Origin of the sequence: Telmatobacter bradus, assembly GCF_048629425.1 — a bacterium.
GTDB classification, from domain to species: Bacteria; Acidobacteriota; Terriglobia; order Terriglobales; family Acidobacteriaceae; genus Telmatobacter; species Telmatobacter bradus.
The window spans coordinates 4,829,234-4,842,799 of sequence record NZ_CP184532.1 but is presented as its reverse complement, the minus strand read 5'-3'; the positions used below and the strand labels follow the sequence as shown (position 1 = coordinate 4,842,799).

Here is a 13,566-nt window from a genome sequence, read left to right as displayed (position 1 = left end):
GCAGGCGAAGTGGAGAAGAAGCTGTGCGCGGGGCGGCAGTACAATCATCCAAACCATATGCAAGATTATTTTCTTCTCTTCTGCGGCTCGATTTTTGGCGCGGTCGTTCTCTTCCTGGCCGTGCGCAAGGGGATTCTTGTCTTGCGCAACGTCTGGAATGCGGGCAAATTCCCAGCCATTCTTTGGAGCGTCTTTTCGCTCCTGTTTCTGGTCGGCTATCTGGGCTGCTTTACGCAGTGGTCACTGGGTATGGGCGCATTCCTGCCCGGCAATGTCGAGTGGCCCATCCGCAGCGCCGTAAATGCTCTTCCCTTGCAGGACGGAAGCTTCGCCGTTCCGCTGCAGGCGGTTGGCCGGGTGCAGATCTACGACGGTCAGTGGCGTTTTGTGCGTGGCTGGCAGGTACCAGCGCAGGGCCGCTCTTTCCGTCTGGACGTAATGCTCGATGGTGCGATCCGCGTGATCAATCGCCGCCAGCAGGTCAGCTTTTACAGCGAAGGCGGCCAGGTTATGGAGGCCAGGAGCCATGCTCCCCTGAACGAAAATGAGCCGATTGGGGCGCTGCCGCTCGATCTTCCGGTGCGCATCACCACCAATCCTCTGTTGCTGCTGTTTGCCTCACGCTTTGCCTCGTGGAGTGTGGCCGCTTTTGGTGCTCTGGGTGCATTCCTGATCGGAAGACTGGCCAGAGACGGAAGTCGCTAAAGCAAATTTAGAGTCAACGAGCCCTTACAAAAAACGGCGCGAAAGAGAATATCTTTCGCGCCGGAGAAAGCCCTGGAGGAGGCTCGGAGTTATTGCTGAGTCAATTGTTTCTCCTGCTGAAGGCGTGGTGCCTTCAGATGGGGAGCACTGGGAGTTGCAGGGGCTTTTGGTGCGGTGGGTATCGTCACCGCAGAGTTGGAACCGCGCTTGAGACGCACGTCGCCGTTGTCGGCGCTGAGCACAATGCGGGCCGCGCCACCGCCGATGGTAAAGGTGGCCGCCTTGGTGGTTGCGGCGCCAAAGTTGGGCGCGGCAAAGTCGCTCACCACGTCGCCGTTGCGGCTGCTCACCTGCACCTTGGCCGAGGCCGTCGGCGGCAGGGTCACTTCCACATCGCCCTTGTTGTTGTGGGCCTCCACGCTGAAGTTGCCGATGGACTCGATGGCGATGCGACCGTCGCGGTCCTGCACGTAGCTGTCGCCCGCCATCTGGTTCAGCTCAACATCCTTGGAGTGGGTAACGATGTGTGCCTGCCCTTTGGCCTGGGTCACACGCAGATCGTCGCTGTTCAACGTCAGATCGCCGGGCAGCCCGGCCAACTGCAGGTCGGTAATCGAGGTGTGCAGGTTGATGGGGCCGCCAATTGACTCCAGATGCGCCTCGCCAAAGATCTCGCCGTTCACGGTTACGCGGCCTTTAACCTCGCTCAGCGTTACGTCGTTGGTGTTGCCGTCGCTGGTCAGGTCGCCGTCGATCTGATGGGCTGAAAAGTCATGACGATTGTCGCCGAAGTGGATCTGCACGGGCCCGGCAATCTGGTCCAGGTGTGTGTCGCCGTGGACGGAGTTGATGGTTAGCCCTGTGCCCACGCCTGCCACCGTCACGTCGCCTTTACCGGAGTCCAGAACGACGCGGGCATTTTTAGGCACGCTCACGGTCAGGTTCAGCCGGCCGTTTTGGTGACCGTCACTCTTGATCAGCACCGCGCTGCCGCTTACGGTCAGGTGCGCCGCTTCGGCCGCGAAGATCTTCTGCGCGTCGCTATCGGAGCTGGTGTAGGCTACTTCGTGCGCCTGTACTTCCACCGTCTGCCCGTCGCCGGCGGTAATGCTCACATCGCCGCGCGGGTTCTGGATGTTGATGGTTGAGCCCGCCGGGATCTGGGCGGGCTGGATCTGCTGGTCAAAGTCGTGCTCGGGCATGCCAAGGTAATTGGAGAAGTCGTCCTTGTCGCCGAACTGGAAGTTTATTGGGCCCCACACATGCTGCCATCCGGAGGCTGCCAGACCCACAATGGCCAGCAACACCAGAATGCCAATGAAGCCAGAACTGCGGCGTACGGGAGTGGCGCGGCGCAGGTCAATGGCCCACTCCGCCAGCAGCGCCAGTCCAGCGCCAATCAGCAGTAGCGGCCACCAGTGGCTGTACCAGCTCCAGAAGTCGCCCGATGCAAGGTGGCCAGTAACCACCAGCAGGGAGACGAGGCCCACGCCGATCAGCAGGATGGGGCCAACCATGGACGGTACACGCGGCCCGTAGGCGTTTACGTACTGCGCCTTGGAGGCAGCCCGTTGTGCTCTCCATGCGGAGCGCTGTTCCCGCCAAGCGGCCTTCTGCTGGGCTCGATAGGCCCGCCACGGGGCCTTGGCGTCATAGGGGGAATACGGTCCTCCACCTGGAGGAGTATTGGGAGGCATGTTCGGCGGTACGCTGCTCATTGCTGACCTCCCTGCGGATTGTGCACGATCTCATGCACTGGAGTCGCCACAATCGCCGTGCCCGGTTCGGTGCTCACGGGCTGCTGCGCCGTGGCGGAAAAAGGCTGTCCGGGATAGTGCTGGCCGGGGTAGGACTGTCCAGGAAACGGCTGGCCCGGAAACGGTGACTGCGGGTAGATCGGAGGACCGTCGACCGCCAGAGCCGCCCGTTCCGCCAGTTTGAGCACGCCCAGCAGGATCAGATAAAACGGCCAGCTATGGCCCCAGCCCAGAATGTCCGCCTGACTCAGCAGGGCATTCACGCCCGTCAGCAGAAGAAACGCGGGGCCATACAAACGTCGGATGAGTAGATAACGATTCACCTTGAACCTCCTTGGTGGTCTCCCAGGCGACGGATGAACAGCCAGATTCCGAGACCGATCAGCAGGACCGGCCAGCTGTACTTGAACATCATGCTGGAGAAGATATCGAGTTGCCCGAGCAGAAACATCACGCCCAGAACAATCAGAACAATGGCGCCGATCGGCGTGTGGCGTGCGTAGCAGCCATACGGCGGAACCGGCGGAATCGGAGGAATTGCCCCCGCCGGAACTGTCGGAGCTGCCGGATCAACGGGTGGCTGTGCCGCAGCGCCAAAGTGCGGGGCGGATGGAGCTTCGGGCGGCGGAGGATAGGGCGTAAACGGTGCCTGATAGCCTGCCTGCTGTGCGTAGGTCGCAGGATCCGGCTGGCTGGGCGGCGGAGGCGTCTGGCTGAAAGGCTGACCAAAAGGTTGACCAAAGGGCTGGTTCGGCGGCGCGCCATTCTGGTGGCTGCGGGGATTGATCCAGTTGCCCACTTCGTTTAGACCCAGCGGATCGGGGAGTGGCGAACCGTCGCGTCGCGCCCGTGCCGTGTGATACGCCTCAAAGGACTGATACACGATCCAGGCCGCGATAAAGAGTCCGAAGATGTCGTAAAGATGTGCGGCGCTCACCAGTACGGCAAAGATCACCACGTGGATCAGGCCTTTGACGAACTGGCCGTTGTACATGGCGCCCACGCCGGGAATCAGGCCAATGAAGGCGGCCAGACCGGGGCTGGGGGTGCCCGGCGGCGGCGCCACAAAGGGGTGTGTCGCCTGCCAGGCGTCGATGCAGCTGTTGCACAGAATCATGCCGCGAGAGGCCGGGCGCAGTACTCCCGACGAAATGCAGTCGAGGCAGAGCGGTTTGCCGCAGTTCTGGCAATAAGCGGTGGCGGGTTTGCCCGCGTGGTTTACGCAATCCATGCTGTGCTTCCTTCCTGTTGTGCTTCGGCGAAGCCGCCGGAGTGCGTCGTGGGAGAGGTCAGATTTGATTCGAGAACTTCCATGCTGTACGTCGGAGTCTGTTCCTGTTGCCGCGGAGCGGCCTGTCTGGACTGGCCGGGGGAGGGCTGTTGTTGGTCCTGCTTGGCAGGTTCTTCGCTGCCTACTTCGGTGGAGTGCTTCAGCTCGCGCACCCGGCTCTGGAACTCATAGACCAGGCGCAGGTGGTCGTAGTAGCGCACCACGGGTGTGGAGGCCATGGTCAGCCGCCGCTCCATGAGTGAGCGCAGCGCCTCTGGGCGCAAGTCGGAGAGACGCATCTGGCTGGGGCGTACGCCGGTCAGGTTCAGCGTCAGCGCAATCGAGAAGAAGGCCATGGCGGCCGTCATCATCAACCGTGGCTCGGTGAACCGGCGCAGGAGGGCGGGGATGGTCCTCCGCTGCCAGAGATTGGGTAAAGGCAATACCTGGCCGCCGGGGCTGGCTAGTTGAAAGCCAGCGGTCTTGCCAGGACCGGTTTCCGCCAGAATCTTTTCGAGCAGGCCCGAGGGGACTTCGGGTTCAGGAGCCAGAAACTCCATCCACTCGCGTCCCCGGCGGGTCTCTTCGAACAACGCCGTGCAGGCCGGGCAGCTGGCTTTGTGCTCCGCGAAGACAGCTTCGTCTTCCGGCTGCAGCATGCCGTCCAGCGCGTCCGCCAAAAGTGTTTCCCAGTGCTCGCAGGCCGGGGAATTCGGAAAATATGCGCGCTCTGCCATGGTTACATTACCTCCCGTTGTCTTGGCTCCAGCAGGCGGGCCAGTTCTGCCCTTCCCCTGCTGATGCGGGACTTTACAGTCCCTTCGGGGATGCCCAGCACCTGGGCAATCTCCTTGTAGTCCATATCCTGAAGATCGCGCAGAATCACGGCCTCACGCAGCTCGGGGGAAACCTGCGCCAGTGCTTGCTGCACCATCTTCTCCAGTTCCTTGTGGGCCGCCGCCTCGTGGGGCGAGCGCTCCCGGCTGGTCAGCCGGTCAATCGGCTTCAGCTCCTCGGCTTCGCTCCATCCCTCATCGAGCGAGTCCGTCGCACGTTGGTTGCGGGTGCGGCGGAAGTTGTCTACCAGCAGGTTGCGGGTCATGGTGGTAATCCACACCTGCAGGCTGCCGCGCTTGTGATCAAAGCTGGCCAGATTCGAGTGGATCTTCAGGAAGACATCCTGGGTCAGATCCTCGGCGTCGGTGGGGTTGCCGGTAAAGCGGTAACACAGACCGTAGACGCGCTTGTGATGGGCGCGGACCATCTCGGTCCAGGCGGCTGAATCGCCATCCATGCAGCGCCGCGCGACTTGGGTCCAGTCGGTTTCGAGCGTTGCGGCCTCCCGGGCTGTCGGCTGGGCCACTACGGCCGCCGAAGTTGTGTTCTGGACGAGGCCCTCGCGCCGGGCAGACTGAAACCAGCGCTTGGCGGGCAACTCTGGCCCTGCCACCAACCCCATCCCGTTCCAGCTTAATGTTCCCACGTACTGCATGGGCGGGTATACGCAGTTGTTCCGTCTTCGGTTCCGTCCGAACGCACTTCTGCAATAGGGATTGTGCAAAGTCTTTGTAATAAATCAACAAGATTTTTGCCGGGAAGTAGAAGACTGTTTTTCATCCACGGTTTTTTGTGTCGCAGAAACACACAAAGGCCTCCACGCTTTGGCAGAGGGGCAGAAATTCCTCCCGGAGGGAGGCGTGACAGTAGCCCATGGGCAGCGGTGGGATGCGGAGGCGTTGCTCCATGCTGGGCTACTTTCGAGCGGCCCCTCCGGGGCCTCAGATCGTCGCAAAACTTCGAGCCAAGCCAGCGTCTTCTGACTACAAACCCCGAGTTTCCCCCCTCGCACTGTTCAGGGTTCACCCGGGGGTTCTCTTGTTTCACCTGTCAGGATGAAAGCTGTTTCTTTGTCTGACGCCTTTAATACTGGTCCTGAAACTCCTGCGCAACCGGGTTTTCAAAAAGCGATGCGCCGCGGGTGACGATGGTCAGGCCCGAGGGCGTGACGAAGTAGCGGCGTTTGTCCTCGGCCGGGTCGTAGCCGATCACTGTGCCTTCCGGAATGTGCACATCGCGGTCGATGATTGCCCGTCGGATGCGGCAATGGCGGCCGATGTTTACGTGCGAAAAGATGATGCTGGCGTCGATGTCGGAGTACGAGTTGACGCGCACATCCTGCGAGAGCACCGAGTTGTAAACCGATGCGCCCGAGATGATGACGCCGGCGGTAATGATGGAGTTGACGGCCATGCCCGAACGTCCCGGCTCACCAAAGACGAACTTGGCCGGCGGGTACTGGCGGGCGCGGGTGCGGATCTGCCAGTTGACGTCGTACAGATTGAAGATCGGCGACACCGAGCAGAGGTCCATGTTGGCTTCGTAGTAGGCGTCCAGCGTACCCACATCGCGCCAGTAGTGGGCCTCCTGGCGGTTCTCGTCCACAAAGGAGTAGGCCATCATCTTCTTCTTGCCCAGCAGGTTGGGCAGAATGTTGTGGCCAAAGTCGTGCTTGGAGTCGGGGTCTTCCGCGTCGGCGATCAGGGCCTTCAGCAGCACGTCGGTGCTGAAGATGTAAATGCCCATGGAGGCGTCGACGGCGTTCGGATTCATGGGCGAGCGGAAGTTCGTCGTGACGGGCTTTTCTTCAAAACCCATCACCTCGCCGGTCGGTCCCACTTCCACCACGCCAAAGCGCGAAACCTCTTCCGGAGCGATGGGCAGCGTGGCTAGCGTGATCTCCGCCTTGGTCTTCTTGTGGTAGTCCAGCATCCGGCTGTAATCCATCTTGTAGATGTGGTCGCCGGAGAGGATGATCACGTAGCTGGGCTGCTCGCTGCCAATCGAATAGATGTTCTGGTAGACGGCGTCGGCGGTGCCCATGTACCAGTTGGCGCCGGTGCGCTGCATGGGGGGCAGCAGCTCATAGAACTCGCCCAGCTCCTGGGCCACAACGCCTGACCAGCCCTCGCGGATGTGACGGTTCAGACTCAGAGCCTTGTACTGCGTCAGGATGTAGACCTTGCGCAGGCCGGAGTTGATGCAGTTGGAGAGCGTGATGTCGATGATGCGATAGTGGCCGCCGAACGGGACTGCCGGCTTGGCGCGATCACGGGTAAGGGGGAACAGCCTTTCTCCAGCTCCTCCGGCAAGCAATACTCCAAGCGTATCTTTCATGCGATCTGGAACCGCCTTCCTCTTGAAATTCTGGTTTGCATACTGTCCGCCCTGGAGCCGCACCTGAAGCCGCAGTACTGCTATCTGAAACGGAACGCCCCTTCAGCGATGCTTCTCAATGCAACTTCGCTGAACGGTGGAGAATACCACACCCCCGGAGCGGCTTGTCACCTGCCCGGTTTAAAGCAGAGGGCAAACGCTTCGGCCGGTCTGGAAAAGTGCTTGATTCCTTATAGACGGGTTATCGGCTGCAGATAGTCTTTGTTCAATCAATCAAAGGAGGAAGTACCTATACAACAATGCGGCCCGAAGTTGGACGCCGCCAGGGCGAGAGCTTCGGACCGCATGCTTTGCTGCTGATTGTGAAAATTTAGCGCTTCTTCTTGAACTTGTACTCCAGCCCGACCGAGAGGGCGAAGTTGATGTCGGTTTGCGAAACCTTGGCGCCGTAGTTGGTGCCATAGTGCGTCAGCACGGCGTCGGGCGTAATGCGGAAGACCCAATGCTCGCTACGGTTCAGATCAAAGCTGCCGCCCATGATCATGGCCGGAGCCGTCTGGTTGTTATAGAAGGCAACAACCGAGGGCGAATGGCCACGCAGATCCTTCTCAAAGTCGCCGGTGACGCCGCCACCCAGCACGTGGGCAAGAATCGCGCCGTGCTTGTTGTGTGGGCCCAGCCACTCCGGACCGGCTACGTAGAAATACTGCGCCACGAAGGGACCCTTGATGTTGTAGGGGTTGGTGCCAGCGCCGCTGGTGCCCACATAACCACGCACTGAGCCTTGTGCGCCCCAATGCTTGGAGAGCCAGTAGGTGCCCGACAGATCCAGACCGCCCAGGTTTGCGCCCTGCAGCAGATTCGGGCCGGCCTTCATATGGTCGTAGGCCATGCCGAGAGAAACGTCGTAGCGGTTATCGTAGCGGACCTTGGCCAGCGGATCGATGGCAATGTAGCTGCCGTTCATCGGGGCCGAGTTGTCAGTGACGCTCTGGCTGGAGCTGGAACTGCTGCTGCTCTGGGCCAGAGCCAGGGTCCCGGCGCAGAAAATCAGCGCGGAGAGCACGGCAAGAGAGGCGGAAATTCGAACTGGAAGGCGCATCACTCCTCAGCTTACAGGACCATACCGAGCGTGGACAACGCGCGGCAGGTCGAATTTGTCTTACGGCGGCTGCGGTTTATGGCTCGCAACCACCTGTTGGACGCGCGGCAAGCAAATAGCGCACTGTCTTGAAGGTTTCAATACCTTCGCGCACCAGCGTGCCACCGGCCGGGTCGGGGCTGAGTAAGGGGGCGGCGTGGGTGCGCCACTCCAGCGGGAAATTGCCAAGAATCATGGCGGTACGTGGTAGATGGGAGGCAGTGGAAATCACTTCGGCCGAGTTCCAGCCATGCGCCTTCAGAATCCGGGTGGAGTAGCAGACATTCTGTATGGTGTCCTGCGCCTGGTCTTCAATCAGAATCGAACTGGCGGGAATGCCCTCGGCTTCAGCCGCGCGGGCCATCACTTTGGCTTCCACATACTGGTTGTGTGCTGCCGCCCCTGAAACAATCAGCCGGGGAGCAACGCCACGCTCGTACTCGCGCACTGCTTCATTGACCCTGGCCAGCATCTCCGGTGTCGGGTTGCCATCGGCATCCGCCTTGTAGCCCAGCACCAGAATTGCATCAAAATGTGTGCGGCCCGTGTTGGAGGTGGCGGCAAATTTGCGGGCCAGAATCGCCCAGGCAAAGACCGATGCAACTGCCAGCAATACGCCCAGTGAGAGGCCGATTACCCAGCGCGGCCAGCGCCGGGTATATGTACGCTGTCCCGGACTCCGAGGAACCAGGCGCAGCTTGGAGCTGCCGGGGTATTGTTTGCCGGATTGTCGGGTGCGGGTGCGGGGTACGGTCACGAATGGCTGCCTCCATTCACCACTCTAAAAGAAAAGGGGCGGCAGAAGCCGTCCCTTTTCCAACATTTCGATCTTAGGCGATTCGGAATTCAGCTTTCCAGGTTCTGGCCGTGCTCTGCATTTGGCTTCTGATGCCTGAAAATAAACTGCTTATCCAAGGTTTGCAGGTTTGCTCCAGGCGCTAAAGACTAGCTCGTTCAGCGGCTTGCGCTGGCGCGGCGAGGTCTCCAGCGAGAGCAGTTGCTCACTGGTCAGCTCCGCCGGCTCGCCCTGATAGCCGAGCGCCACGGCAATGCCCACCTGATACTCTGCCGGAATTGCCAGCAGGGTGCGGGCCTTGTCGGCCTCAAAGCCTGCCATCTGGTGGGTGGTCAGTCCCTCGGCCGCAGCCTGCACGGTCAGTTGTGTGGTGGCCGCGCCCAGGTCATACATGGCGTAGGGGTTCGGCTTGCTGTTGTGAGAGAACTCCGTCTTGGCCAGACCCACAATCAGGATCGGAGCCTTCCCCGCCCACTCCTGATTGAAACCGATCAGCGAAGAAAGAATCTTATCGAAGGTTTCGCTGCCCTTGTGGCCCGCAATGAAGCGCCAGGGCTGTTCGTTGTAGGCCGAGGCAGACCAGCGGGTAGCCTCAAAAATGCGTCCCAGAACCTCGTCGCTTACGGCGCGGTCGGCAAATGCGCGAGCGCTCCAGCGTTCCAACAGGCTGGGAACCACGCCCTCCACGATGGGGGCCTTCTTCAATTCATGCACTTCGGATGCGCTCAGACTCACGTGCTCTCACTCCTGAAAGGAACTTGTGTGGTTGGGTTACTGTCCCTTGGATTCCCGAGTGCGCTGAAAGATTCCGGAGAAAGAACAGCTTCAGCTCTTAGCCCTTAACTGTCAGCTCTTTGCGCCACCAAAAAAGAGCTCGGGCTTCTCCGGCTGCGGAAAAACTAGCGCTAAAGTGGGTTGGTATTTGTGGAGGGAGCAGGGGCCTTCAGGTCCTTGAAGCATCAATGGTGCAAATATCGCCTTTAGGCGCGGGCATTTTCTTACTTTGGCGGCGAAATTCCGAAAGACTTCCGGGGCTGAAGCCCGCGCTCATTTTGCCTCTTTTGGCGGGGGTTATAGCAAATTCAGAGTTGGTGTAGTGCGAGTCAATGCTTTCCAGTGCAGTTTTCCTCAAGAAAACTGCACCTGGCACCTTCTTCGTGCCCCCACGGAAACTCTGGATTTGCTCTAAAACCCCTGCCTCCCTCCGCTACGAGTTTTTCCGCAGCCTGTTCTGCCCCGGAAGGGGCGACACGAACTCCTGCAGCGCATTTGGCTGGAGCATTTTGCATCGAGCAGGCTTTCACGCCTGCGCTCTGGTCTTCAACTCTTCCATCACCGACTGGATCAGATGCTTGGCTCCCTCCACATCGCCCAGCACCGACTGCAGGTCGAGCGCCAGCTTGCTTGGGTTGCGGTTGGAGGCGCAATAGACCCCATGCTGCCCCACCAGAACCAGTGCGTCGGTCAGCATGTCCAGAGCCACGGCCAGCCGCCCCCGCTCTTGGCCCATCATGAACTCGTAATGTTCCAGTTCGCCGCGCTTTTCCTCGAATACGCTCACGTTCTTCCTCTTCCAGCCCTTCTATCTGCAGATGCGGCTGCAGCCCGGTGGGATGCAGTTGCCGCATGGTGTGTCTTTTTTGACACGTCTCCGCACGGACCTTTGCGGCGTCCGTACTCTGCCGTGGGAGACTGTTGCTATGCGTTGTTTTTTTCGCAATCTTCTTCTTTTTGGCTTTCTGATGCTGGCTGCCGGTCTGCTGAGCGCACAGCCGGAGCAGGCTGCGCTCGGCATCGTCCGCATTCAGTCCATCCCGTTCGACGGCCCTACGGCTGAAAATCCTGCCGAGGCGCTCTATTCGCTGGTCGAAGTCAGTTCTCCGCAGAGCTGGGCCGGAAGGGAGAATTTCCGACTGACCGTTGATGGCCAAGCTGCGCCCTTCGCGCTCGTCAGCGACAGCGCGGGCAGCGCCAGTTTCCGGCTCTACGCAGGCGAACCCGGCACCAAAACGTTGGGGGTAACCGCCACGCTCGACGGCAAAACGCTGCGCGCTGAAAAGCAGTTTAACGTAGTGGCCGCGCCTACCCTGCGCCTGCTCGACCATGTGGACACTGAGCTGCTCTTTGAGGATCAGCCGCTGCGCTTTGTGGCCTACTACGTTAAAGATCCCGAGATTCGCGTCAATGGTTCGTTGATGGAGCCGCAATCGGCTCCGCTGGAAGGCTTCGAGGGCGTCACCATCCTGACCATTCAGCCCAATCTCGATCCCGACCGCAACCGCATCGAGTTTTCCGCCGAAGATGCCACCGGAAATCGCGTGGTGCACAACGTCACGCTCTATCTGGCGCAAAGCGGAGTGCTGAGCAAGGGCGACAAATTCTCCGTCGTCTACGGAGAACCCCGTCCCAAGCCCGGCCCCTTCTATCGCGTCCATGGCGACGGCGAGTTTCTGGCGAATGCCGGCAGCCCCCGCTCACGCATTGCCCTGACGGTTGCTCTGGACAAAAATGCCAGCGGCCAGCTTCCCTGGATCGGCTCCCAGACGTTTTTAGCCTTTCCCTTCAAGGCGAAAAAAGAGGGCCTGGGTGAGTTGCAGTATGCCGTAAAAGGCCACTTCAGCGAGCTGGAGAAGACCGAAAAGCGCGTGAACCTCAAGGTGATTCCGTAATTACGTACGCCTTCGATTGTGTGTCTGCATCCTGCTTTGTGTTGCGTGGCGAGGGTTTTAACCCTCGCAAAAAGTAGCAAGATGAGCGAGGCCTTCAGGCCCGGGCGAGCTTTATCCGGCGTCTCGGGCGGGGAAGCAAGAAAACACTTTTTATTTGCAGGATCAATAAGGCAGGAAAAGCTCCGCCACAACGTGGGAGAATAGATTCAATCTGCCATGACCGACGCATTGGACCCCCAACAGCCTTCTACCCCTGCCTTTACGCCTGAGCCCGCCGCCGAGCCCGCGCCTGCCGCGACTCCTGTAGCCGAACCTGTGCCTGCAATTGAAGCCGCTGAACCCGAAGAGAACTTCGGTGATCTGCTGCGTGCCTTTGAGCAGACCCACAAGCACAAGAAGGAGCCCGGCGCCAGCCAGCTCGAAGGTCGGGTTGTGTCGCTCTCGGCCGAGCAGGTCTTCTTCGATATCGGCTACAAGACCGAGGGTGTTCTGCCCCGTTCGGCCTTCAAGAACGATGCCGAGGGCGTAAAGCCCGGCGACGCCTTCCAGGTCTCCGTCAAGGGCCGCAATGAGGAGCATTACTACGTGCTCTCGCTCACCAGGGTGGCTCAGCCCACTGACTGGAGCGCCCTCGAAAAAGCATTCAATGAGAAGCTGCCCGTGGTGGGCACCGTGACCGGCGTCGTCAAGGGCGGCCTGACAGTGGACGTGGGCGTGCGCGCCTTTATGCCCGCCAGCCGCAGCGGCGAACGTGAAGCCGAAGCTATGGAAAAGCTGGTGGGCACTGAAATCACCTGCCGCATCACCAAGCTCGACACAGCCGACGAAAACGTGGTCGTGGATCGCCGCGGAGTGTTGGAAGAGCTGGCCAAGGCGCAGCTCGAATCCCGCCGCGCCGAGCTTGAAGTGGGCCAGACGCTGGACGGCACCGTGCGTTCCATCATGCCCTACGGCGCATTCATTGACCTGGGTGGCATCGACGGCCTGCTGCACATCAGCGACATCAGCTGGGGCCGCGTTGAGAAGCCGGAAGACGTGCTCTCCGTTGGCCAGCAGGTCAAAGTTCGCCTGCTCAAGCTCGACGGCGAGGGCAAAAAGATTTCCCTCGGCCTGAAGCAGCTGGAAGCCGAGCCGTGGGAAGCCGTGCCCGAGCGCTTCAAGACCGGCCAGCGCGTTACCGGAACGGTTGTGCGCCTCACCGACTTTGGCGCATTTGTTGAGCTGGAAGCCGGCATCGAGGGTCTGATTCACATCTCCGAGATGGCCTGGAACAAGAAGGTCCGCCATCCCTCCGACCTGCTCAAGGTTGGCGAGCAGGTGGAGGCCGCTATCCTGTCGATCAAGCCGGAAGAGCGCCGCATCGCGCTCGGCCTGAAGCAGACGCTGGCCGATCCGTGGGTTGAGTTGCAGCGCAGCTACTCGGTCGGTTCGCAGATCGAGGGTCCGGTCACCAAGCTGATGAACTTTGGCGCATTCGTACAGGTCACCGACGGCATTGAAGGCTTGGTGCACATCAGCGAGATCGTCGCCGACCGTCGCCTGAATCACCCCTCCGAGGCATTGCGCCAGGGCGAAGTGGTGAAGGCGCAGATTCTGGCCATCGACGTGGAAAAGCGCCAGATCAAACTCTCCATGAAGCAGCTGATTCCCACCAGCCTCGACGAGTTCATCGCCGAAAGCAAGGTGGGCGACAAGGTTTCAGGCCGCGTGGTCGAGGTAGCCGGCAAGGTGGCTTACATCGAACTGGGCGACGGTATTCGTGGTACCTGCAACGTCGCAATTGCCGCGGCAGCGCAGCCTGCTGCCAGCGAAGCTCCCAAGGCCGCTCCGGCTGATCTTTCCGCGCTGACTTCGCTGCTCTCGGCCCGCTGGAAGGGCAATGCTCCGGCCCCCAAGGCCGGTCCCGACGCCCTCGCCGCTGGCCAGATCCGCAGCTTCAAGATCAGCAAACTCGACGCCGAAGCCAAGAAGATCGAAGTCGAGCTGGCATAGTTCAGTGATTCAACTATTGAGCAATTCAATAGTTGAATCGCAATCGTACTTTCGCAAAAACA

Annotated in this window: 13 protein-coding genes; 3 read left to right on the top strand and 10 right to left on the bottom strand. The window is 60.3% G+C overall.

The annotated features are described in order from the left end of the window. Positions 1–57: 57 nt before the first annotated feature. Positions 58–705, top strand: a complete 648-nt coding sequence (locus ACOBR2_RS20135) for a hypothetical protein (RefSeq protein WP_420237869.1) — start codon at positions 58–60, stop codon at positions 703–705. An 89-nt stretch (positions 706–794) separates the two neighbouring features. Here ACOBR2_RS20135 and ACOBR2_RS20130 read toward each other — a convergent pair whose 3' ends face one another. From ACOBR2_RS20130 to ACOBR2_RS20085, 10 genes are all read right to left on the bottom strand, one after another. Then, entirely contained in the window at positions 795–2,423 is a 1,629-nt protein-coding gene (locus ACOBR2_RS20130; RefSeq protein ID WP_420237868.1) for a DUF4097 family beta strand repeat-containing protein, read from the bottom strand. Then, on the bottom strand, positions 2,420–2,785 hold the full coding sequence (locus ACOBR2_RS20125) for a hypothetical protein (protein WP_420237867.1): 366 nt from the start codon (positions 2,783–2,785) through the stop codon (positions 2,420–2,422). Before ACOBR2_RS20125 ends, ACOBR2_RS20130 begins: the two co-directional genes overlap by 4 nt. After that, positions 2,782–3,693 (bottom strand): B-box zinc finger protein, encoded by a 912-nt coding sequence (locus ACOBR2_RS20120; protein WP_420237866.1) that lies wholly within the window; start codon positions 3,691–3,693, stop codon positions 2,782–2,784. The genes ACOBR2_RS20125 and ACOBR2_RS20120 overlap by 4 nt, the downstream gene beginning before the upstream one ends. Continuing rightward, on the bottom strand, positions 3,681–4,469 hold the full coding sequence (locus tag ACOBR2_RS20115; RefSeq protein WP_420237865.1) for an anti-sigma factor family protein: 789 nt from the start codon (positions 4,467–4,469) through the stop codon (positions 3,681–3,683). The genes ACOBR2_RS20120 and ACOBR2_RS20115 overlap by 13 nt, the downstream gene beginning before the upstream one ends. 2 nt (positions 4,470–4,471) lie before the next feature. Beyond that, a complete protein-coding gene (locus tag ACOBR2_RS20110) occupies positions 4,472–5,191 on the bottom strand; it encodes an RNA polymerase sigma factor (RefSeq protein WP_420237864.1) in 720 nt (239 codons plus the stop codon). 461 nt (positions 5,192–5,652) lie between these two features. Next, positions 5,653–6,969 (bottom strand): glucose-1-phosphate adenylyltransferase, encoded by a 1,317-nt coding sequence (gene glgC / locus ACOBR2_RS20105; RefSeq protein WP_420237863.1) that lies wholly within the window; start codon positions 6,967–6,969, stop codon positions 5,653–5,655. Positions 6,970–7,276: 307 nt separating this feature from the next. After that, positions 7,277–8,008 (bottom strand): hypothetical protein, encoded by a 732-nt coding sequence (locus ACOBR2_RS20100; RefSeq protein ID WP_420237862.1) that lies wholly within the window; start codon positions 8,006–8,008, stop codon positions 7,277–7,279. Positions 8,009–8,084: 76 nt separating this feature from the next. Continuing rightward, on the bottom strand, positions 8,085–8,804 hold the full coding sequence (locus ACOBR2_RS20095; RefSeq protein ID WP_420237861.1) for a YdcF family protein: 720 nt from the start codon (positions 8,802–8,804) through the stop codon (positions 8,085–8,087). Positions 8,805–8,954: 150 nt separating this feature from the next. Continuing rightward, a complete protein-coding gene (locus tag ACOBR2_RS20090) occupies positions 8,955–9,578 on the bottom strand; it encodes a nitroreductase family protein (RefSeq protein ID WP_420237860.1) in 624 nt (207 codons plus the stop codon). Positions 9,579–10,143: 565 nt separating this feature from the next. Continuing rightward, entirely contained in the window at positions 10,144–10,404 is a 261-nt protein-coding gene (locus ACOBR2_RS20085) for a hypothetical protein (protein WP_420237859.1), read from the bottom strand. A 139-nt stretch (positions 10,405–10,543) separates the two neighbouring features. Between ACOBR2_RS20085 and ACOBR2_RS20080 the strand changes: the two genes are divergently transcribed. Beyond that, positions 10,544–11,512: a hypothetical protein gene (locus ACOBR2_RS20080; RefSeq protein WP_420237858.1), complete on the top strand. Its 969-nt coding sequence runs from the start codon at positions 10,544–10,546 to the stop codon at positions 11,510–11,512. 216 nt (positions 11,513–11,728) lie between these two features. Then, positions 11,729–13,504: a 30S ribosomal protein S1 gene (locus ACOBR2_RS20075; RefSeq protein WP_420237857.1), complete on the top strand. Its 1,776-nt coding sequence runs from the start codon at positions 11,729–11,731 to the stop codon at positions 13,502–13,504. The last annotated feature ends 62 nt before the right edge of the window (positions 13,505–13,566 follow it).